This is a genomic window from Christensenella hongkongensis, from assembly GCF_000981035.1.
In the GTDB taxonomy this organism is placed as follows: domain Bacteria; phylum Bacillota; class Clostridia; order Christensenellales; family Christensenellaceae; genus Christensenella; species Christensenella hongkongensis.
Genome location: NZ_LAYJ01000101.1, coordinates 86,166 through 108,675, shown reverse-complemented (window position 1 = coordinate 108,675; position 22,510 = coordinate 86,166). Strand labels below are relative to the sequence as shown.

General features: G+C 49.8%; 19 protein-coding genes. 4 read left to right on the top strand and 15 right to left on the bottom strand.

Annotation, left to right across the window (positions count from 1 at the left end; genetic code table 11):
* Positions 1–61 precede the first annotated feature (61 nt).
* Both gadC and CHK_RS08540 read right to left on the bottom strand, forming a co-directional pair.
* Positions 62–1,672 (bottom strand): glutamate:gamma-aminobutyrate antiporter, encoded by a 1,611-nt coding sequence (gadC, locus tag CHK_RS08545; RefSeq protein WP_082103470.1) that lies wholly within the window; start codon positions 1,670–1,672, stop codon positions 62–64.
* 124 nt (positions 1,673–1,796) lie between these two features.
* Positions 1,797–3,197 (bottom strand): glutamate decarboxylase, encoded by a 1,401-nt coding sequence (locus CHK_RS08540; protein WP_052740467.1) that lies wholly within the window; start codon positions 3,195–3,197, stop codon positions 1,797–1,799.
* Positions 3,198–3,470: 273 nt separating this feature from the next.
* Between CHK_RS08540 and CHK_RS08535 the strand changes: the two genes are divergently transcribed.
* From CHK_RS08535 to CHK_RS08525, 3 genes are all read left to right on the top strand, one after another.
* Positions 3,471–4,145, top strand: coding sequence for a response regulator transcription factor (locus CHK_RS08535; protein ID WP_046443620.1), 675 nt, complete (start codon positions 3,471–3,473; stop codon positions 4,143–4,145).
* 95 nt (positions 4,146–4,240) lie between these two features.
* Positions 4,241–5,452, top strand: a complete 1,212-nt coding sequence (locus tag CHK_RS08530; RefSeq protein WP_160295620.1) for a sensor histidine kinase — start codon at positions 4,241–4,243, stop codon at positions 5,450–5,452.
* Positions 5,453–5,681: 229 nt separating this feature from the next.
* The gene (locus tag CHK_RS08525) at positions 5,682–6,710 is read left to right on the top strand and encodes a PTS transporter subunit IIC (protein ID WP_046443618.1); all 1,029 of its coding nucleotides are present in this window, start codon (positions 5,682–5,684) and stop codon (positions 6,708–6,710) included.
* Between the two features lie 61 nt (positions 6,711–6,771).
* On the opposite strand, the gene CHK_RS08520 is transcribed toward CHK_RS08525, so the two are convergent.
* The 11 genes from CHK_RS08520 to CHK_RS08470 all read right to left on the bottom strand — a co-directional run bounded on the left by CHK_RS08520 (position 6,772) and on the right by CHK_RS08470 (position 18,610).
* Positions 6,772–7,593, bottom strand: coding sequence for an SDR family NAD(P)-dependent oxidoreductase (locus tag CHK_RS08520; RefSeq protein WP_046443617.1), 822 nt, complete (start codon positions 7,591–7,593; stop codon positions 6,772–6,774).
* Positions 7,594–7,623: 30 nt separating this feature from the next.
* The gene (thiI, locus tag CHK_RS08515) at positions 7,624–8,793 is read right to left on the bottom strand and encodes a tRNA uracil 4-sulfurtransferase ThiI (protein ID WP_046443646.1); all 1,170 of its coding nucleotides are present in this window, start codon (positions 8,791–8,793) and stop codon (positions 7,624–7,626) included.
* A 28-nt stretch (positions 8,794–8,821) separates the two neighbouring features.
* A complete protein-coding gene (locus CHK_RS08510) occupies positions 8,822–9,964 on the bottom strand; it encodes a cysteine desulfurase family protein (protein ID WP_046443616.1) in 1,143 nt (380 codons plus the stop codon).
* Positions 9,945–10,133, bottom strand: a complete 189-nt coding sequence (locus CHK_RS08505) for a hypothetical protein (protein WP_046443615.1) — start codon at positions 10,131–10,133, stop codon at positions 9,945–9,947. The genes CHK_RS08510 and CHK_RS08505 overlap by 20 nt, the downstream gene beginning before the upstream one ends.
* Positions 10,134–10,195: 62 nt before the next feature.
* Positions 10,196–11,611 carry a trypsin-like peptidase domain-containing protein gene (locus CHK_RS08500; RefSeq protein ID WP_052740466.1) on the bottom strand — a complete coding sequence of 472 codons (1,416 nt, stop codon included), beginning with the start codon at positions 11,609–11,611 and terminating at the stop codon, positions 10,196–10,198.
* Between the two features lie 110 nt (positions 11,612–11,721).
* Positions 11,722–13,146, bottom strand: a complete 1,425-nt coding sequence (locus CHK_RS08495) for a sensor histidine kinase (protein ID WP_046443614.1) — start codon at positions 13,144–13,146, stop codon at positions 11,722–11,724.
* 522 nt (positions 13,147–13,668) lie between these two features.
* A complete protein-coding gene (locus CHK_RS08490) occupies positions 13,669–14,340 on the bottom strand; it encodes a response regulator transcription factor (protein WP_046443613.1) in 672 nt (223 codons plus the stop codon).
* A gap of 12 nt (positions 14,341–14,352) precedes the next feature.
* Positions 14,353–14,796: a 2-thiouracil desulfurase family protein gene (locus tag CHK_RS08485; RefSeq protein WP_046443612.1), complete on the bottom strand. Its 444-nt coding sequence runs from the start codon at positions 14,794–14,796 to the stop codon at positions 14,353–14,355.
* Positions 14,797–14,807: 11 nt separating this feature from the next.
* Positions 14,808–17,156 carry an endonuclease MutS2 gene (locus CHK_RS08480; protein WP_046443611.1) on the bottom strand — a complete coding sequence of 783 codons (2,349 nt, stop codon included), beginning with the start codon at positions 17,154–17,156 and terminating at the stop codon, positions 14,808–14,810.
* 129 nt (positions 17,157–17,285) lie between these two features.
* On the bottom strand, positions 17,286–17,567 hold the full coding sequence (locus CHK_RS08475; protein ID WP_046443610.1) for a hypothetical protein: 282 nt from the start codon (positions 17,565–17,567) through the stop codon (positions 17,286–17,288).
* Between the two features lie 89 nt (positions 17,568–17,656).
* On the bottom strand, positions 17,657–18,610 hold the full coding sequence (locus CHK_RS08470; protein WP_052740464.1) for a nucleoside hydrolase: 954 nt from the start codon (positions 18,608–18,610) through the stop codon (positions 17,657–17,659).
* Between the two features lie 130 nt (positions 18,611–18,740).
* Between CHK_RS08470 and CHK_RS08465 the strand changes: the two genes are divergently transcribed.
* The gene (locus CHK_RS08465; protein ID WP_046443609.1) at positions 18,741–19,586 is read left to right on the top strand and encodes a pirin family protein; all 846 of its coding nucleotides are present in this window, start codon (positions 18,741–18,743) and stop codon (positions 19,584–19,586) included.
* Positions 19,587–19,634: 48 nt separating this feature from the next.
* Here CHK_RS08465 and CHK_RS08460 read toward each other — a convergent pair whose 3' ends face one another.
* Both CHK_RS08460 and putP read right to left on the bottom strand, forming a co-directional pair.
* Positions 19,635–20,876, bottom strand: a complete 1,242-nt coding sequence (locus tag CHK_RS08460) for a helix-turn-helix domain-containing protein (protein WP_046443608.1) — start codon at positions 20,874–20,876, stop codon at positions 19,635–19,637.
* 104 nt (positions 20,877–20,980) lie between these two features.
* Positions 20,981–22,471: a sodium/proline symporter PutP gene (putP, locus tag CHK_RS08455; RefSeq protein WP_046443607.1), complete on the bottom strand. Its 1,491-nt coding sequence runs from the start codon at positions 22,469–22,471 to the stop codon at positions 20,981–20,983.
* Between the last annotated feature and the right edge of the window lie 39 nt (positions 22,472–22,510).

Below are 22,510 nucleotides of genomic sequence, written 5' to 3'. Positions count from 1 at the left end.
ACTGAAAAAACAACCGTGGAAATTTCCACGGTTGTTTTATTTCAGGTTTTCCTGAATGACTCTATTTATTTTGCGGATTCTGCGGCCCTTTTGCGGATCGTGCCGCATCTGCCGTCGCATTTGCGCTTTGGCCTGCACTACCGGTCGGAGCCGAAGTTCCTGCGGTTGTTTGTGCAGCCGCGCCAGCCGCAGCGGTTCCTGCCGCCGTAGCGTCATCCGTCACCGGAGGCATTTTAACGCCTGGCGGGAGAGGATTCTTTTTCCTCATAAAGTGGTAGATAATAAACGGTACGAACACCACCACCACAAAGCTGATGATCAGGATCGTCAGGTATTGTGTCGACGCACCCGGGCCTGTGAGCTGAGACGGCGGGACAAACGAGATCACAAGTGCGAAGATCGAAACGATCAGGCCAACGATAGCCATAACCATTTTGATACCTTTTTTCTTGGATATCTCAAACGCCCTCGGCAGGTCTCCATGCTTCCTCACCAGCTTGATATAGGCAAGGAAGAAGATGATATAACCCACAATGTAAATGATAACCGTCAGCGATATTGCGGTAAAGAACGAAACATTGCTTCCGCCGCCGCCAAAGGTCAGCACTGCCGCCCAGATCGTTACGATCACGCCCTGCAGCAACAGGAACTTTGTCGGAACGCCGTGTTTGTTCGTCTCAGACAGCTTCTTTGGCAGAAGCCCGTTTTTACCGGCTTCGAGCATACCCCAGGAGGGGCCGACCACCCAGGCGGATACTTCTGCGATTACGCCGACCGCAATCAGTATTGCGATTACGCTTACAATCCAGTCCATACCGCTTCCGAAGTGGTGCACCAGGCCTTCAAATCCCTGGATAACGCCTGTCGAAAGGCCAAGCTGGCTTTCCGGTACCACCGCTGCGATTGACGTGCCGCCAATCGTATTCAGCACGATCGCCAAAATAACCAGAATAATGATCGCCAGCGGATAATCCTTCTTTACATTTTTCATCTCGTTGGCATGCGTAGCAGAAGCCTCGATGCCCGCGTACGCAAGAATAAAGGATACGAACACGACCAGCGTATCGAGCTTGGTGAAGTCCGGTATCAGCGCCTTTGCATCGAGCGGCACAAGACTCTTGCCGCCTGTTGTAAAGAAGCCGATCGCAAGGGCAAACAGCACAATGGCAGGGATCATAATACCAAATACAAAACCGATCTTTGAAATCTTTGCCGTAAACTTAGTGCCTTTGAACTGCGAGAATGTCAGCGCCCAGAAAATGACCAGAACACCGATAAATTTAATCGCCGGATTATTGTTGAGCGCATCCCAGTGTAATACGTAAGACAGCGCGCCCAGGATGAAGTAGATCATCGTGACAAATCCAACCGTAATCTGGAACCATTGGAAAAAGATGTTTGCAAAGCCCCATTTTTCACCCAGCATATTACCTGACCATGTGTAAACGCCGCCGGTATCCCAACCCTTTACCGTCGCCATTTCCGCTGCCGAAAGCGCGACTGGCAGGAACCATAGGACGCCGCCCAGGATCAGGAAGAATACAAGTGAAAAACCGGAGGATGCAAATGTTGGATATTCATATACGGTCATAACCATCGAGGCTGTGATCGCAAAGAATCCGAACAATGTCAAATGCTTATTATTTGAAGCAGCATTCGCAACTGTTTTCATTTCATTACCTCCTCTTTCTGCAAGAGATTGACCACGCGGCGGGATCAGTGCGCCCGCCGCGCCATCAAAATTAATTTAAGAATAAACAAGAGTTTTTTTAGTTGCCGTTCCTGTTTTTCAGGTGTTAGTGCGTAAAGCCCTGAGCGCCTGTCTTCTGCTTGCCGGGCGCTTCTTCCTTGGTGTTCTTCTCCAGATATTCGATTGCCATCTTCATATCCTGTATGAGGGAATCAGCCATGTTATAGGAAAGGTCCGCACGGACTACATAACGCTGGATCAGCACATTCGTCATGTTTTCAGGCAGCGTGTATGCAGGCACCTGCCAGCCCTTCATCGCAAGCCTGTCCGCCAGTTCGTAAAGCGTCCATTTGTGCTTGCTCGGATCTGAAAGCTTATAGCAGATAACCGGAATGTTACTTCCGTCGTTATAGATTTCAAAGATGCCAAAATCTTTGATTGCCTGTGTGAGGTGCAGGCCAACCTCTCTTGTGTGGCCCTGGACAAGCTTAAGTCCTTCAAGGCCGTAACGCAGGAAGATGTAATACTGTCCAATGATCTGGCTTCCTGAACGCGAGAAGTTGATTGCCATCGTGGGTTGTTCGCCGCCCAGGTAATTTACGTAGAAAATCAGCCTTTCCGGCAGGTATTCCTTGTTTTTCCACAGAACCCAGCCGATACCCGGATATACAAGGCCGTATTTATGACCGGATGTATTGATGGAATGTACGTTTTTGAGTCTGAAATCCCATTCGAGGTTCGGATGTACGAACGGTACGAATAATCCGCCTGAAGCGCCGTCCACGTGGATACCGATCGGCACTTTTGCCGTTTTATTATGTTCTTCTACGAGCTGGTCGAGTTTTTTGATGTCGTCAAATTTACCTGTATATGTGATACCGAGGATCCCGACAATACCGATTGTATAATCGTCAACATAATCCATTACCGTATCCATATTCATGCTCATGTGCTGTTCGTCGAGCGGCACAAGGCGCATTTCGATATCCCAGTATACGCAGAATTTTTCCCAGCATACCTGATATCCTGATGAAATAACCAGATTCGGTTTTTTGGCTTTGATGTCGATGCCCGCTTTTTCAGCAAGGTCGCGCCAACGGAATTTCATTGCCATGCCGCCCAGCATGCAGGCTTCCGAGGAACCAACTGTGGAAGTCCCCATTGCCTCGCCTTCCGGCGCGTTCCAGATATTTGCGATAATATTGACGCAACGGTTTTCAACCTCTGTCATCTGCGGATATTCGGATTTATCAATCGCATTTACCGCAAGGGTTTCAGCCATCAGCTTTGTAGCCTGGGGCTCCATGTAGGTCTGGCAGAACGTTGCGAGGTTCTGGCGGGCGTTGCCCTCGTCGATCAACTCGTCTTTGATCAGGCGGTATGCCACATCAGCCGGTACCGACTTCTGATTGAGCGAATTTTTCGGCATTCCTTCATCTGCCTCAAAAACAGCGAGATTGGGAGATACTATCTTTTCTTTCTTTAACGGTGTGTTTACGTGTAACATTTTCTTCACTCCTTACATTTTCCAAGACTTTTTTCGAATTGTGAACTGCTCATGAACAACTATGCTATATTTAACTCTGGTTTCTAAGAGCTAAACAATACATTGTCAATTTTAATATTCCTTTTTTATCCTCTTGGTCTCGAGTTTTCGCTTTGTAATCGGCTTTTTCCTTTTGGCTACTTCATTTTCGGTTCACAAAAATGATATACTATAGAAGAAAAAAAATTTTTATACGGCGCGAATAACAATTCGTTTTGCCGCAGGAGTATGCAAATGTTTCATATATTGGTCGTGGAAGACGATAAAAATTTAAGAAGGCTGATGGCAACATACCTCATGCAGGAAGGCTATGAAGTCTATCATGCGGACGATGGCGAGGCCGCGCTCTCTATTCTTGATTCTACACATATCGATCTGATTATCAGCGACATTATGATGCCGAATATGGATGGTTACGAGCTTACGGAAGAGCTGCGCGCGGCGGGTTATACCCTGCCGATTTTGATGGTGACCGCCAAGGAAACCTTTGAGGATAAACGAAAGGGTTTTCTGGTGGGCACGGATGATTACATGGTAAAGCCCATCGATATGGAAGAAATGCTGCTGCGTGTTGCCGCGCTTTTGCGGCGCGCAAATATCGCCAACGAGCACAAGCTTGTTTTGGGGGACGTTACCCTCGATTACGACACCCTGACTGTAAACGCGCATGATAAAATTTACGAGCTTCCGAAGAAGGAATTTTATTTGCTTTTCAAGCTGCTGTCCTATCCCAAAAAAATATTCACGCGTCAACAGCTGATGGATGAAATCTGGGGCATGGACGCGGAGACAGACGAACGCACGGTTGACGTGCATATCAAGCGCCTGCGCGAAAAATTTGACGATCTTTCCGAATTCAAGATCGTCACAATTCGCGGTCTTGGCTATAAAGCGGAGAAATATGTATGAGGCATGGTCATTCCATCCAAATCAAATTTATTTTGGTGTTTGTGGGAATTTTATTAATTTCCTGCATCAGTTCCCTTTTGCTTGCTTCCGGTTTTATGCGCAATTCCATCCTCGAAGACATGGAGGGACAACTGCGGCTCACCGCGGAAAGCGTAGCCAACCTCTCCACCTCGACAGATATGGATGTGGAGGAAATTATCGAGGCGGTCAATAACCCCTTCTATTCGATCACGGTTTTCGATCCGGACTCCGGGCAGACGCCTGAAGCCCTGGAAGGCGTCGATCTTTCTTCTTTGAAAACAAACCAGATTTATCTTGCGCCGCAGGACAACGCCACTGTCCCCGTGGCTGTTTTAAAGACGAGATCCTCTTATATCATGATTACCTCGCATACGGACCGCAACGAGCTTGTCAGTTTCCAAAACAGCGCCCTGATTGCATTGTTGTTTTGCGCTGTAATCGGAGCAATGCTGATGCTCGTAGGCATCACGCAAATTACCAAGCCTGTAAAACGCCTGACGCGCGCGGCAAAGGAAATCGGAAAAGGCAACTTTGACATCAGCATTGAATACGATTCGCCAGACGAGATCGGTCAGCTCACGCAGAGTTTTAACGCAATGGCGCGCGAGCTCAAGGGCATGGAATATCTTCGCAAGGATTTTATCAGCAGCGTTTCACATGAATTCAAAACTCCAATCGCCTCCATCCAGGGCTTTGCCCGCCTGCTCAAAACCAAGAACCTGACGCCCGAGGAATTTGACGAATATACAGATGTAATCATCAACGAGAGTATGCGGCTTGAGCGCCTTTCCTCGAATATGCTCCGTCTCTCGCGGCTTGAGAACCAGACAATCCCCGAGGCAAGCACCGAATTTTCGCTCGACGAGCAAATCAGGAACACCCTTTTGCTCCTTGAAAACGAGTGGACTGCAAAAAACCTTGAACTTGATATCGATATGGAATCCGTAAAATATACGGGAAATGAAGAGATGCTCCAGCAAGTGTGGATCAACCTGCTTTCCAACGCCATCAAGTTTTCCCATGACGACGGAATCCTTACCATCCGCCTCAAAAAAGAAGACGCATGCGTCCGTGCTGAAATCACAGACAATGGAGTAGGTATTCCGGCGGCAGCGCAGCCGCGTATCTTTGAAAAGTTCTATCAGGGCGATCCTTCCCGTGCCCGGCAGGGCAACGGGCTTGGGCTTGCTATCGTGAAGCAGATTTTGGAAAGCTGCGGCGGCGATATCACATTTACAAGCGAGGAAGGTATAGGCACAACCTTCATCGTAACGCTGCCCGATTGATCTGCCATAGAATCTAATTTGAATATTTTTTCACAAAAACATGATTTTTCATTGAAATCATGTTTTCTTTTTTGTATAATAAAAACTATCATATGGTGTCATGTGTACTTAAAGCCACATGGTTTCTAAGTTGTGAAACATTTGTTTCCCGGTATACGTACCGCTTAAGAAGTAACCAGTTATTGCTGTTACAGCAACAAATCTTTACTTTTTAGGAGGTCGTTTTTTTATGCAAAAAAATGCAAAAGCAACAATCAAAAAATATGCCAAGCGGTGGTTCATCGACGGCATGGGTGCAATGGCGCTTGGACTTTTCTCCAGCCTGATTATTGGGCTGATCATCTCGCAGCTCGCTACAATTCCGGGGCTTTCCGTGCTCAGCCAGTTCACGGAGGTGTTGAGTGCAAAATCTCCTGTGGTGGGTGCGGCAATCGGCGTTGCCATTGCCTTTGGCCTTAAAAACAAACCCCTCGTTATTTTTTCGTCAGCCGCGACAGGTGCGTTCGGCTATGCGATGGGCGGACCTGTAGGCGCTTATGTAGCAGCGCTCGTCGGCGCGGAAATCGGCAGGCTTGTTGCAGGAAAAACACCGGTGGACATCATTGTATCGCCTATCGTGACGATTCTCGCAGGCGGCTTTATCGGCCTGCTCGTAGGACCGCCCCTTAATAATTTCATGACATGGCTGGGAGATTTCGTAAATTCCGCGACGGTACTCGCACCGCTCCCAATGGGAATTATCGTATCTGTCATCGTAGGCATGGTGCTTACCCTGCCGATCAGCTCTGCTGCGTTGTGCATTATGATGGGTATCAGCGGGCTTGCGGCGGGCGCCGCAGTTGCCGGCTGCTGCGCCAACATGATTGGCTTCGCAGTGATGAGCTTCAAGGAAAACGGCTGGGGCGGTTTTCTGGCGCAGGGCCTTGGCACTTCGATGCTGCAGGTTCCAAACATTCTGCGGAGACCGCAAATATGGTTGCCTCCTATTATAGCTTCGGCTGTTGTGGGGCCAATCTCCACAATGGTTTTCCAGATGTCCAATACCGCAACCGGCGCGGGCATGGGTACGTCCGGCCTTGTGGGGCAATTCGGCGCATGGGCGGCTATGAGCGCGACTACGCCGGCTCCTATGCTGATCTTTGAGATTGCGATCGTGCATTTTATCCTGCCGGCTGTAATCACGCTGATCTTTGCCGCAATCATGCGAAAGGCCGGCTGGATTCGTCCACAGGACCTCAAGCTTGAGCTGATGAATTAGGTGCTTTAATGCAAAAAGAGCGGTTCCCTTTTGGGAGCCGCCCTTTTTTTGCGGATTACTTTTAAAACGAAGTCCAGCCGCCGTCCGTTTGCAGCGTAGCGCCTGTCATATGTGTTGCATCGTCCGATGCGAGGAATAATATAGACGCTGCCTGCTCCTCCGCCGTGGCTTCGCGTTCCTGCATCGTTTTTGTTTTCTGCCCTGCCATGGACTGCGCTTGCGCGGCATCCAGCCCCTGTTTCATCGCTTCCTTATGCTTTTCCATGACAAAAGCATAAGCCTCCTCAACCATCGGCGTAGCCGTTCCCGCCGGATTGACCGAATTCACGCGGATATTGTAACGCGCGTAATCGAGGGCCAGGTTTTTTGTCAGCCCGTTCACGGCATGCTTGGAGGCCACATAAGCCGGATTACCCGGGAGCCCCGTCATACCTGCAATAGAAGCGTTGTTGACAATCACACCACCGTTTCCCTGCTTCAAAAATTGCAGGATCTCATGCTTGGCACAGAATAATACGCTATAGAAATTATTGGCAAACGTAAAATCCATCGCTTCCTTCCCAATTTCATGGACAGGACTTGGATTCCCCATCACGCCTGCATTGTTAATAGAAATATCGAGTTTTCCAAATGTCTTGACCGTTTCTTCAATCATTTTGGCTGCATTTTCCTCAATGGAAATATCGAAGGGCAGAAAAATCGCGTCCCCGCCTGCATCCCTGATCTCTTTTAGAACTTTCTCTCCTTCTTTGGCGCGTTTATCCACCAATACGACCTTTGCGCCTTCCTTAGCGGCCCGCCTTGCCGTTGCTGCGCCAATCCCGCGTGCCGCACCTGTAATGATGATGACCTTGCCTAAAAACCTGTTCTCAAAATACTTCATAACCGCATCCCTCCCTTTTTTATACCTTTTTCAGTCGATCCGTATGTATTCCGCCGTTTCGACCGCCTGCGCAACCAGCGCCTCAATATCAAGAACGCTTTCCGCTTCAACAATGCGCTCAAGCTTTGGCCTTGTGGTGGGATGCTTGGGCACAAATACCGTACAACAGTCCTCGTATGGAAGAATCGATGTTTCATATGTATTGATTTTATTTGCGATATCGATAATATCGATTTTGTCCATTCCGATCAGGGGACGGAATACGGGCATGGAAACCACGCTGTTCGTCACATAGATGCTCTCCATCGTCTGGCTCGCCACCTGCCCGATGCTTTCGCCCGTCACAATCGCCTGCGCCCCGCAATTTTCAGCGAGCCTTTGCGCGATACGCATCATAAACCTGCGCATGATGATCACAAGCATCTCGTGCGGACATTTTTCGTAAATCTGCATCTGGATATCCGTAAAGCTTACAACATTCAGCCTGATCCTTCCGGAGTATTCCGATACGATTTTAGCAAGGTCGATTACCTTCTGTTTCGCCGCCTCGCTGGTGTATGGAAAACTGTGGTAATGCACCGCGTTGAGTTCAACGCCACGTTTGGCGATCATGTATCCCGCAACCGGGCTGTCGATCCCTCCGGATAAAAGCAGCATCGCGCGTCCATTGGAACGCTGCGGCATTCCGCCCGCGCACGGAATCACATCGATATAACCATAGCATTTTTCCCGCACTTCCACATAAACCGTAAAATCTGGATGATGCACATCCACGCTAAGCCCTTCTACAGCCTCCAGAATATTCCCGCCCAAAGTCGCGGCAAGCTGCATGGAGGAAAGAGGGAAACGCTTGTCCGCACGCTTTGCCTGCACCTTGAAGGTCGCCTTTGCAAGGCCTTTTCCCGCCATGTAGTCCTTCACCATACGGATCAGCATTTCATTGATGGAATCCATATCCTTTTCGGTCTCTTCAGCGGGCGAAAGCGAATGCAGCCCAAATACCTTTGTGATCGCCTCCACCGCACGCGGCAATTCCCCGTCAGAAATTCCGGTCACATAAAACCGTCCGTAGCCTTTTTCTACCTTTGCGTCTGGAAACTCTGCCAACGCGCGCTTGATCGCCTGCCGCTGCAGCGATTCAAAGTGCGGCCTGTTGAGGCCCTTTAAATGAATTTCTCCGTATCTAACCAGCAATATCATATCGTTTTCTCCCAATCCAAAAACACCTTTACTTTCTTGTAAACCGGCGCAGTATACCGGCATTTCTTTCAATTTCCTGCGCGGCGCGGCAAACCTCTTCCCCTGTCGTAAAGGGCGAGAAGCTGATTCGTACGGCTCCCGCGGCTTCCTCTTCCGTCAGCGAAAGTGCTGACCTGATCCTGTTTTTCCCTTTTTTTGACGAGCACGCCGAGCCAGTGGAAATATAAATCCCCGCTGCCTCCAGCGTGTGCAACAACGTTTCTCCATTTACGCCCAGCACCGCCAGATTGACAATATGCCCGCATGCCCTCTCCTTATCCCGGGGAGAAAGCACTACAAGGTCCGGTATATTTGAACAAGCGTTCAGAAAAGTTTCCCTCAGCGATTCAAAGTGCCTGTGTTCTACGTTTTTTTCAAAATACTCCACAGCGGCGGCGAAGGATAATATCCCAAGCGTATTCTGCGTACCGGAACGCAGCCCCGCCTCCTGTCCGCCGCCAAGCAGATACGCCTTGAGCGGCGCCCCCTCGCGGTAAAATATTGCGCCCGTCCCTTTGTGGGCGTGAAGCTTATGGGCGCTCACCGTATAATAATCGATATTTGCTGTGTTTTTCAGCTTTTCCTTGCAGTACGCCTGCACACCATCCACATGGAACAAAGTTTGTGCGTTTTTTGCCTTGATGAGCGCGGCAATTTTTTCCACATCATTTTTCGCGCCTGTTTCATTGTTCACGTGCATCACGCTTACCAGCGCAGTATTTTCATCCACAGCCCCTGCAACGTCATCAGGAGCGATCAGGCCGCTTTTGTCCGGCTTTACAAAACGCACTTCGAATCCCTGCTCCTGCAGGAGTTTAAAGCTTTCCTCCACGCATGGATGCTCCGCGCCGCCGCATACGTAGTTCATTTCCTTTTTTTTGCGCGCTCCGCGCAGAATCACCGTGTTTGCGCTTTCTGTTCCACAGCTTGTAAAGACGCATTTATGCCCCGCCCCGCCGAATGCGCGCAGCAATATTTCTTTTGCCTCGTTTATTTTATTTTGCACGCGCGTCGCACCCGCATAGAGCGCCGAAGGGTTCTGCCATCCGTCCTGCGCGTATTCCGCATATATTTTATTACACTCTGCAAGCGGCTGTGTCGTCGCCGCATTATCAAGGTAAATCTCCTGCATTCCAAATAACCTTCCAAATCCCGCATTTTACCAAACAACCCCTGCCGGGCAATGATGGATCGTTTTTTATTATATCACATTCAAAAACAAAAAACGCGGCTTGCGCGTTTTTTGTTTGCATATTCTCTTGCAGCTTTTTTTGCCATATGCGGCTTGCGCCTGCTCCCATAAAGGCTCCGGCGCTGTATATCAAAACGCCTGCACAAAACGTGCGGGCGTTTTTGATACTGGTTATCCCAGATTGTTCATGTCCTCCAGGACAAAATTAACTTCGTATTCTTTTCCTTCTCGCCACACCTTTGCCGTCACGGTATCTCCCACCGCCTTTTCAGAAAGTACGGGCATGTCTGCGCCGGTCGTAAGGTCTACGCCATCCATTTCCACAACGACATCGTTCGGCTGCAGGCCCGCCTTATCCGCAGGGCCTCCTGCCGTTATATCTACAATCAACGCGCCGCGTGGCGTTCCCCACAGCTTTGCATCCACCTCGGAAATCGGGCTGTAGCTGATACCGATACCCGCGCGCGGGATGCTTCCGTTCTGGATAAGCTGCTGCGCAATATCGATTGCCTTATTAATCGGTATCGCATATCCAACGCCTTCGGAATTCAAAAGGTTTCCGTCGCCGTCAATGCCGGAGTAAAATTTCTTCGCTGTCGTTACTCCGACCACCTTGCCGTCCTCGCCAACGAGCGGCCCACCTGAATTTCCTGGGTTGATCGCAGCGTCCGTCTGGATCATATTCATTGTGATCCCGTCAAGCGAGACCTCCTTATCCACGATGCTTACGTGCCCAACCGTAACGGAATTATTGAACTTTTCGCCGCGGATATTGCCGATTGCCACTGCAAGCTCTCCCGCCTTAACGGAATCACTGTCGCCAATCGGAACCGCGCTGAGCCCAAGGTTATCCACTTTAAGTACCGCGATATCCGTGTTGGAATCGCCACCGACCTTTTCCGCAACGTGCTCCTGTCCATCCGGCGTCGTAACCTTAATGAGGTTTCCGTCCGCAACTACGTGGTTATTGGTCAGGATATATCCGTCGTCCGAAATCACAAAACCCGTACCCGCGTCAAGCGCCTGCTCAACCGGTTCCTGTCCTGAAACGAGCTGCTTTGTGTATGCTGTAATGCCCACAACGCTGCCTGAAATATTCTCTGCGATCTCAACCGCCGGATTCTGCGAATTTTCGATTGCCTTCGCGTCGCCGCCGAGCTCCGGGCTCTCTCCTGTCGTCTCCTGTTGCTGGGCTGCCTCCTGCTTGGTCGGAAGCTTGGGCGCAAGGGAACCGCCATATACAAGCGGCATAACCACAAAAGCCGTAAAAAGGCTGCCCACCAGCGCCGCAGCCACCGCGACTGCAGTTATTATTACGCCAATTCCTCTTTTTTTCTTTTGTTTCGGCGGCTTTTGTCCACCCATTCCCGGAGGAACATCCTGCTGCGGCGGAATATTTTGCTGCCCCGGTGCATTCGTCACCGGCTGGGCGCCATATGGATTTGCGTTCTCCGCGGCCTGGGCGTTGCCCTGCACCGGCGGGACGCTGTTTTGGGCGGTTCCTGCGTCCTGAACCGGTGGCACATTCGGCTGGATGGGCGGCTGGTTCTGCCCGTTCATGCCGTTATTAAAATCGTTTTCGTTCATCTTGTCTTCTCCTCCTCGGGTTGCTTTTATACAATACCGTATCAATTATTTCATATCTTTCATCTTACCTGTGCAATGTGAAGAAATTGTGAATAAATTTTAAAAGAATTTTATACTTTCTTCAGTGTAAACGTAAAGACCGTGCCATTCTTCTCATCCGATGTTACCCATATCTTTTGCCCGTGCGCTTTCAATATGTTTTTCACAATAGAAAGGCCAAGCCCTGTCCCTTCTTTTTCGCGGGAATGCGATTTATCGATCTTATAAAAACGGTCGAACAGATACGGGATATCCTCGCTTGGTATCACATCCCCTGAATTCATAATATGCACAAGCACATTATCCCCTTCTATTTCCGTTGATATTCCCAGTATTCCGCCTTCGTTTACAAATTTGATCGCATTCTCAATGATATTGTGCAACACCTGAATCAGCCTGTTCTCGTCGGCAAGCACGTACACCCTGTCCTGCGTAAGCCCGAGCTGCACGTCTACATTTTTTGCCGTAATCTTGCTCTCAAAGGAAAGCAGTGTGCGTAAAATTTGTTCATTGAGGTCCAGCCTCTCCATTTCCATGGGGAACTGGCCCGACTCAATTTTGGACAGATCGAGCATTTCGTTGATCAGCAGGCTGAGCCTTCGCGTTTCATCCAGCACGACGTCAAGGTAATGCTTTGCGTCCTCCTGTGGGATTGTTCCGTCTGTAACGCCCTGTACGAGCCCCTGGATCGACGTAAGAGGGCTTCGCAGCTCATGCGATACGTTTGCCACAAGGCTTTCGCGCGTCATTTCATATTTTTTGAGGTCCTTTGCCACGCTGTTAAACGTATCGGCAAGCTGTCCGATCTCATCCCTGGAGCTGACTCTCAGGCGTATATCGAAATCCCCCTTGGCCAGCTGGCGGGCTCCAACCGTCACCACCCCAAGCGGCCGAAGCATACTGCGCGAGAAAATATAGGTCAGCACAATTCCAAGCGCCGCAGACAGGCACGCGGCCAAAATAATCTGGCGGTACAAAGCCATCAGCGATTGTTCCATGCCATAGATCTGCTTATGCACAAAAACGTAGCCAATCACCCTGTCGTTTGTAATGACGGGCGAGGCTACCGTAATGACGGGCGTATTGAAAACATTAGCTTCCTCGGTCACCATTTTGACCGAATTTCCCTTATTGAGCTCAGTAATCATGTTGTCGTAATATTTTTGAATTTCTTCCTGCTCTATCGTTGCTTTTCCACCGCTCATATCGATGGTGAGCCATGGCGTACCATCGCTGTTTACAATCCAGATCGCATACTGATTGGTGCTTGCCTTAACAAATATCTGTCCTGTAATCTGATCCATGGAAAGGGAATTATTGACATAAAAAGAAACCCACGACTGCACATCCTCCGCCGTGGCAAGCATTTGCTGCTCGCTGTCGTCAAGATACGCGCTCCTGATCACCTGGCTCATCATGAGTCCTGAGATCACAAGCGCAACCATGATGATTACCATAAACAGCAGCATAATCTTACCAAAAATGCTTTTAATCATCCGTTCCCCCGGTTTTGCGTTTTTCTCTTCTGCTTTTGATTATAAAGTCCTTTTATGACCAAAGTGTAAATAAACCTTTAAAATAATTCCCCACTTTTACATAAGCGCCGTGCGTCTTATACTATCACATGATACCGTTCGGGATATGTTTAAGCTGTGCCGCTTGATTTCACGCCGCATCAGTCCTTGCATTCAAAGCCTGTTTACTTACGTGCACAAAGGCATTTTCATGCAACAGACTGACTCGGCGCCGGCATACGCTTTTGCCAATAATGTGTATAAATTTTGCAGACGCTTTCGGCGAGCGCATAAAATACCGCCGCACTGAGGAGCTTCAGTAGCCGTGACTACGTTGTAACGTTTGTGCTTTAACAGGCGGGTGCAGAGCGCCGTACATCGTTTTGGTTTTTGAACTGTACGGCGCGTCTCCGAAGCGCGGCGTTTTATGTGCCCGCCTTCGAGTCTCTCGAACGGTATCATATACACTTACGCCCGCCGAAACAGCGGCGGGCGGTAATATCCTTATACCTCGAATTTATATCCGACGCCCCATACCGTTTTGATCTGCCACGGTTCGTCGTCTTTGAATTTCTCGCGTAAACGTTTGATATGTACGTCCACCGTACGGGAATCCCCAAAATATTCAAATCCCCATACCTGCTCCAAAAGCTGATCCCGCGTAAACACCTTGTTGGGCCTTGACGCGAGGAAATAAAGCAGCTCGATCTCCTTGGGAGGCATCTGTACTTCCTTGCCTTCGTAAATCACCTGGTAATTTTGCATGTCGATCTTAAGATTTGGATATTCCAGGATGTCCGACTTATCCTCCTGCGTGCTGCGGCGTATGACCGCCTTGACACGCGCCACAAGCTCCTTGGGATCAAACGGCTTTACAATATAGTCGTCCGCGCCAAGCTCAAGCGCAAGCACCTTGTCGAACGTTTCGCCCTTTGCCGTCAGCATAATGACGGGAACATTGGATTTTGCCCTGATCTGCTTCATCGTCTCGATTCCGTCCTGCACCGGCATCATGATATCAAGCAGCACAAGATCGTATTGCTTTCCAAAAAACAAATCCGCTCCCAGCTTGCCGTCCGCAGCTTCCGTAATCTCATAGCCCTCCTTGCGAAGGTAGAGCTTTACGACCTCCCTGATGTTTTTGTCATCGTCAATGACCAAGATATTCTGTTTCATTATTTTTCTCCTTTATGGAACTTCGACCACCCTTACGCCGTTTTTTCTGAGCATTGCGCACGTCACGCCGCAACCATCCCTGAGTCTTCCGCTGAAGCTTCCGTCATAGATTTTCGTCACGCCGCAGCTTGGGCTTTTCGCTTTCAGCCATACCTCTTCAAAGCCTCCGCGAAGCGTAAAGTCCAGAAATTTTTCGGCTCCGTCCAAAAATTCTTTTGTAATATTCTTACCTTCTTTATTATAAACACAAGCCCGTTTTTGTAAAACGTCATCCCCGTCGCCGCCGCGTATTTCAGCCGGAGGGCGTGGAATGCGCAGGCCCGCCATGGTTTCCGGGCACGCACACACCGCTCTTTTTTCCTGCACCATGCGTATTACTTGTTCGTCCGGCTTCGCAGTGCCGTCATAACGGCAGCATTTTCCTGCAAGACAGGCGCTGACCAGAATTTTCTTCATCCTATCCTCCGCTATTTAAGCGTAACAATCGTAACGCCGATCCCGCCTTCCCCGTACTCTCCAAGGCGATGCCTTGCAACATGCGGATGCGTTCTCAGGTAATCCTGCACGCCGTTCCTGAGCGTTCCCGTACCGCGCCCATGAATAATCGTTACCTCATGGTAGCCTGCCAAAAACGCATCGTCCAGATATTTATCAAGCACAATGAGCGCATTATCCACCGCCTGTCCGTGCAGGTCGAGCTCCATTGGTACGCTCCTGTTTGCATTCAGGCTGATATGCGATGTTTTTACAGCGTTTTTGCCGCCTTTTTCCTGCTGTGAGGGCGCAAGCTCCGAATAGTGCAGCTCCACCTTCATGATGCCCGCCTGCAACCGGACCATGCCTTTTGCATTGGGCGGCTCCAATACGGTTGCCGGCGCGTCCATGGAAAGGATCGTTACCGTATCGCCCGTGTGGATATCCTCCGGGCGCACTGTTTTTACCCTTTTCTGTACTTTTTTATGTTTTTCAATCGACTGTTTTTTGTCTGTGATCCGGTCCCTGACCTTTTTCACTGTCTTCGTGCGATCCGCTTCATTTTGCTTTTTGAGCTTTTTGGTTTCCTCGATCACATCCTCAGCAGTTTCCTTTGCGTCGTTGAGTATCTCGATTGCCTTTTCATTCGCTTTTTCAAGAACCTTTTTACGTCTTTCCGCGGCTTTCTTCGCTTCCTCGTCCGCGCGCCGGCGCTGCTCCTTTGCCTGTGCAAGGGCTTCACGCGCCTCGCTCATCATCCGATCCGCACGCGACTGTGCTTTCTCCGCATTCTCGATCAGCCTGCTGTATTCGACATGCTCCCTGTCCATATATCCCCTTGCGCGTTCGATCACGTGCGTTGGAAGCCCCAGCTTTTGCGAAATCATAATTGCGTTTGACCGTCCTGCCACGCCCATAAGCAGATGATAAGTCGGTGTGAGGGTGGCTGCGTTAAACTCCATACTTGCGTTTTCAAAGCCCTCGCGCTCTCCCGCGAACGCTTTGAGCTCTCCAATATGCGTCGTTGCAATCACCTGGCAGCCTTTGTCATCAAGCTCTGCGAGAACTGCCTGAGCGATTGCGCTGCCCTCCTGCGGATCTGTACCCGCACCGAGCTCGTCGAGCAGCACAAGGGAATCTCCATGCGCATGGTGCAGCGCATAAATAATATTTTTCATATGTGCGGAAAAGGTGGACAGCGACTGCTCTATACTTTGTTCATCTCCGATATCCGCAAATACTCCGTCAAACACCGGCATTTTTACAGGCGACTTTGCAGGCAGAAACAGCCCTGACTGCGCCATAACCGCAAACAGTCCCACAAGCTTGAGCGTAACCGTTTTTCCACCCGTATTCGGGCCTGTTACAATGAGCGCGCGCACCCCGTCCTTCATATGCAGCGTTACCGGAACGACAACTTTCGGATCGATCAGCGGATGTCTTCCCGCATTAATCTCAAGCCGTTTCTGGTCGTTAAAGGTCACCGGAACCGCATCCATCTCAAGCCCAAGCGATGCTTTTGCAAAGATAACGTCAAGCTCTGTCAGAAGCTCCACATCTGTTTCTAACTCTTCGGAAAATGCACTGACCATTGCCGTGAGCTCCGCCAGGATACGCGCTGTTTCACGCATTTCCTCCGCCTCCAGCTCGCGGATACGGTTGTTCGCCTCCACCACGCCCGCAGGCTCGATGAATAGCGTGGCGCCTGACGCGCTTTTTTCATGCACAATACCAGATACATTGCCTTTATATTCCGCTTTGACCGGCACGACATACCTGCCGTTGCGCTGCGTAATGATTGCGTCCTGTAAATACTTCGATTCGCCCTGTGAACGGATCATGGACTGCAGTTTTTCTTTGATCGTCTCATTTTCCCTGCGGATTGCCCGGCGGATACGCCCAAGCTCCGGGGAGGCCCCGTCAGCAAGTTCCTCTTCAGATAAAATACAATCGTCCACACGCTTTATAATCGCGTCGTCATAATAGAGTCCGCGCGCTATGCCGGGTATGATCTCCGCCCCCTCGTCCTTAGCAAGCGGGGCTGCCATTTTCGCCGCACGAAAAACGCTCGTGACTCGTAATATTTCGGCGCACGAAAGACTCGCGCCCGTTCTCATACGTTTCAGCTCCGCTTCGATATTGCTGAACGAACACAATGGATAATTCGGCCGCTTGATCAGCAGCGTCTCCGCCTCCATCGTTTTTTTCATCAAAAACCGGGCAGCCTGCAGTGTGCCTTCCGGCTGCAACTGCCTTGCAGCCTGCGCTCCCGCAGGCGATACCGCCTTCCCGGCAAGCCGTTCCAATATGGAGTTGAATTCCAATGCCTGTGGTATATTCATAACTTTAATATTATATCATACAATTTATTTTTTTGATATTACCGGCTGCACCAATCCTTACGAATCTTTTTGACACGGCAATACAAAAAACTCCGGCGATTCCGCCGGAGTTCCCCACGCTTTTTGTTGCTATTCCTTGAAGAAAAACAAACCTTCGCCATTGCCTGTAGGCTCTCCCTCGACGAAATCGTTGATGGTTCCAACCTGCCATGCTTCGCGGGCTTCGCCGTCTTCGATGCGGTTGAATCCCCCATTTTTGTTTCCCTTAACAATAATTCCATTGCTTAGTTCATATTCTCCTGTTTGCAGCCTCTTTGCAATCGTGTTACCCTCCTGCTCCGCTGCGTTCCGTGCCCTCTGGAAATCGTCATAAGGCACTTCCTTATATCCCAAATAATATTTCTCCGTCATGTTTCGGACCATCCTTTCATTTGCTTGATGCTATATATATAATACGATTTCTATGCCCCAAACATGATTTTTCGTAAGCTTTCTGAATCCTATTCGTGCTTTTTACAACCCCGCGGCAAAACGAGAGACTCCTTGACCAGTTCTACAAAGCGCTCCCTGTCAATCTCCGTTCCAAACTCCACGCCGGGCTTTTCCGGCCATGTCCGGTACAGGTCCGCCACACTTTCTCCTGCCGTAATCCCTTCGATGCTGACCTTCACCGCAGCCTGCTCGTATGCAACCAGCGACGGATCAGCAAGCACGGCTATGCACAGCGCGTCGTGGACAGGACAGGCATAAAATCCCAATTCTTCCTCGTAAGTCCCCGCATAAAATCCAAGCAGCTCGCCCACAAGCGCGGCAAGCTTGTTCGCGCTTGTTTTCAGTTCGTTGATCTCCTCTTCAAAAAACATTGCCTTCATCGTTACGTCAAGCGGAACAAGCGTAATCCTGCAGCCGCTTTCAACCACGATTTTTGCAGCTTCAGGATCGATATAAAAGTTGAATTCTGCCGCGGAATTAATATTTCCCGGTGCGCGTACCGCGCCTCCCATAATAACAAGCCTGTCGATTCCAGCCATGCAACGCGGCTCACGAAGGAACGCCTGCGCAATATTAGTGAGCGGGCCAAGGCACACGAGCGTTATCTTTTCGTGCGCCGCACATAAAGTATCCGCCAGAAAGTCCACCGCATGTTTTTCCTGCGCCGCAGGCGCGTCCACCTCAAGCAGTTTCCCGCCAAGGCCGTTTTCCCCGTGAATTTTCCGGCCCGACTGGTTCATAAGGTCACGTTTTAACGGGCGCCCGCATCCCGCATAGACGGGAATATCCGACGCGTCTGCAAACGCCAGAATGTCCCGCGCATTTTGAAGCGTATTCCTCAGGCTGCTGTTGCCAGCCACAACGCTTACGCCAAGGATATCCAGTTCCCTTAAGCGCGTTGCCAAAAGAAGCGCAACCGCGTCGTCGTGTCCGGGATCGCAGTCGATAATGATCTTTTTCATCCTGTTCCCTCCACATCTCATTTTCTTTATTATACCCCACGGCGCAAGGATATCCATATTTTGATCATTAATTCGATAAATTGCCTGCATCCTGTTTATCAATATAGTAATAAGAAAAGGAGTATTCGCTATGGCAAACAGAAATATAATCAAAACAGTGAAAGGCATTCATACGCAGGACGGCGCGGGTGTGAATCTTGTTCGTGTAATCAGTAACCGGGACGTGGAGGATTTTGATCCTTTTCTCATGCTGGACGCGTTCGATTCCGATAACCCGGCAGATTACATCAAAGGGTTTCCGTGGCATCCCCACCGCGGGATCGAAACGCTCACCTATCTGATCGAAGGAGATATTGAACACAGCGACAGTATGGGAAACAAGGGCAGTATCTGTGACGGAGGCTGCCAGTGGATGACGGCAGGCAGCGGCGTTTTGCATCAGGAAATGCCCCAGGCATGCGAGCGTATGCTGGGCTTCCAGCTGTGGATCAATCTTCCCAGAGCGCATAAAATGACTACTCCCAAATATTTCGATATCACCAGCGATATCACTACAACGATTGAAAAGGAACACGCCACCATCCGCATCATCGGCGGCGATTTTGAGGGTACGCACGGTCAGGCACAGGGAGAATATGTAAAGGCGGATGTGCTCGATATTTCCGTTGACGTCGGGCAAACGCTTTCATTTGAAACCGATATTGAAAAAAATGTGTTTGTCTACCTGTTTGAAGGCAGCGCCTGTTTTGGAGGCAACAAGGATACGCTTATACCCGCCAAAACCGCAGCGCTGTTCTCACACGATTCCGGTTTTTCAGTGCGCGCGGGAGAAACGGGCGTGCGCTTTGCGTTCTTTGCCGGAAAACCGCTGCAAGAGCCTGTGGCATGGGGCGGCCCAATCGTCATGAATACGCCGGAGGAACTTGACGCGGCCTTTGACGAACTCAATGAGGGAACTTTTATCAAGCAAAGTTAACCATTCCATCAAAAAACGCGGCGCATTCCTGCGCCGCGTTTTTCTCTTTTACGGGATAAGCCTTGCCGTGCTGTCCCGGTACTTTCCGGGCGCAATGCCTTCCAATTTTTTAAATACCTTGGTAAAATAACTCTGTTCCTCAAACCCGACGATATACGCAAGGTCTACAAGGGAAATATCCGTGGTGGTAAGAAGCTTCTTCGCATTCTCAATCCGCACATAATTGATGTAGGCGCTGATGCTTTTCTGCGTTTCCTCTTTGAATATTTTACTGAGATAAGAGACGGAAAAACCAGCCAGTGCCGCAAGCTCATTCAGTGATATTTTCTTCATGTAGTTTTCGCCGATATACGCTTTTACCTTTTCCACAATCCCGGCAAGGCGTACATGCCCCGTTGGAAAAACGGAGAACATGATACTGTTCAATACCTTGGTAAGCCACTCGTTCAGCTCCCTGATATTGTCAAATTTCTGTATCTCGCCAATATAATCGCCCGAAAGCGCAAATACGTTCTCAATGCCGATTCCGGTCGAAATCGCCTCGCGCAAAAGCCCAACGACAAGCTCTGTGACGCGCGCTTTGATAATCGTAAGATTCCCAAACGAGTGAAAATAGATGCTGCCCAGTATCTCGTTCAAAAGCTTTTGCGATTTCTCGCGGTTTTTGAGCTTGATCTGGTTCAGGAGCTTTTTTTCGAGCTCCATTTGAGTCTCCATGATCCCCTTCAAATCCTTGTGCTCGTATATCAGGCTGTGCATCATGAACTCGGTATCCTCTGTTTCCATCCTGATCTGGTTTCCCGAACGGATAGACGATGCTGTGCTTTTTGCGACAATGTTGATCATGTCCGCCAGATACGCCACCCGGTGGCAGGGAATATATGGCACCTGACGCGCCAGCTTTACCAAACTTGAAGCGTCCTTGTCATGGTACATATTGGGAAGGTCTTCCCCTTTAAATTCTTCCATATTTACCATCAAAAAAGGGCCGACCATAATAGCATAGCGCAGTTCGATTTCAACCGGTACGCCGCTCGCAATGAAGCACAATCCAAGCGGGCAGAGATACTCGTACTTTCCGCCCCACTTTTCAGACTGGAAGGCGCTTGCCGCATGAAGTCCCGCGCATTCCTTCTCAATGCCGTATTTCTTTTGCAATTCAAGGCATTCGCTGCACAGTCCATTATCCGGAGTCCACTCTGTCTTCGTATCCACTATGAAGCAATCGATTCCAAGGGCATTCTCAATGAGCTGTCTGCTTTTTTCGATGGAAAACTCTGTTTTATCCAAATTCAATCACCTGTGTTTAGTATACCATACCGTACATCGATTCATCATGAAAAATTCTCTTCAAAAAAAGGAGCAGATTACTCCGCCCTCTTCCTGCCTTTACTTTAACTCTGGCTCACCTTTGCAGCTTCAAATTCCCGTTCGATTTCTGCCGAAGGCTTTTTATCGAGCAGGCTTACGATCACGCAGGCAAGCAGCCCTAAGAAGAAGCCTGGAACGAGCTCATACAGCCCTGTTGGGCCCGCGAGGAAATTATTCCATATGATTGCGATTGCAAACCCTGTCGCCATACCTGCCAGCGCTCCATTTTTCGTAGTGCGCTTCCAGAACAACGCGAGCAGGACAACCGGCCCGAAGGCGCTGCCAAAGCCTGCCCATGCAAAGGACACAACCGACATAATGGAGGTCTGCGGATCCCGCGCCAGAACCGCCGCGATAACCGCGATTACGATTACGCCGATCCTTCCGATCCACATCAGCTTTTTCTCGGTTGGCTTTTTCTTTGCCACCTTTTCATAAATATCCGCTGTAATCGCCGACGACGCAACCAATAGCTGCGAATCCGCTGTGCTCATTACCGCCGCAAGGATCGCGGAAAGCAGGATTCCGGCAATGACCGGTACAAAAAGGTTGCCCGCCATCACGAGGAACACGGTTTGCGCGCCCGCGGCGTCCGTAAACATATCTCCAAGGTACAGCCTGCCGACAATACCAACCATGATTGCCCCCGCAAGCGCAAGTACATTCCAGCTTGTCGCGATCCTTCTTGACGTTTTGATCATGCGCGGTTCCTTGATTGCCATATAGCGGATAATGATATGCGGCATACCGAAATAGCCAAGCCCCCATGCAAGGTTTGAAATGAGCGACATGGGATTAAGCGGCGTTCCGTCCGTATTGGTGAACGGATCCAGGAACCCGGGAGCGATGTTGTTTGCTGCATTGATCGCTTCCTGCGGGCCGCCAAGCTTGCCCATTGCAGCCAGCGGCACCACAAAAATCGCCACGAGCATCAGCATTCCCTGGAAAAAGTCTGTCCAGCAGACCGCCTTAAAACCGCCCATAAACGTATACGCGATAATGACCGCCGCGCAAATCACCATTGCAACCGTATAATCCATACCCGGGAAAACAGCGGTAAACACCGTTCCGCCTGAAACAAAGCCGGATACGACATAAAATGTAAAAAACACCAAAATAACCGCGGAGCTGATGAAGCGAAGCACGCCCTTATCGTCCTTGAAGCGGTTTTCGAAAAACTGCGGGACCGTGATGGAATCCCCTGCCACAAACGAATACTGGCGCAGGCGTTTTGCCACCACAAGCCACGAACAATACGAGCCGATTGCAAGGCCGATTCCCAGCCAAACTTCGCTCATGCCGGACAGGTAGAGCGCGCCCGGCAGGCCCATCAGCAGCCATCCGCTCATGTCTGACGCCTGTGCGGAAAGCGCCGCCACCGCAGGATTGAGTCCCCTGCCTCCAAGCATATAATCGGACAGGTTGGACGACTTTTTGTAGAAATAAAAACCAATTAATAAAACAAAAATAAAATAGCCAATAAAAGAAAAAACAACTCCCCAACTAAACTCCATACATACTCCCCTTTTTTATGATGATTCCCAAACAATTAA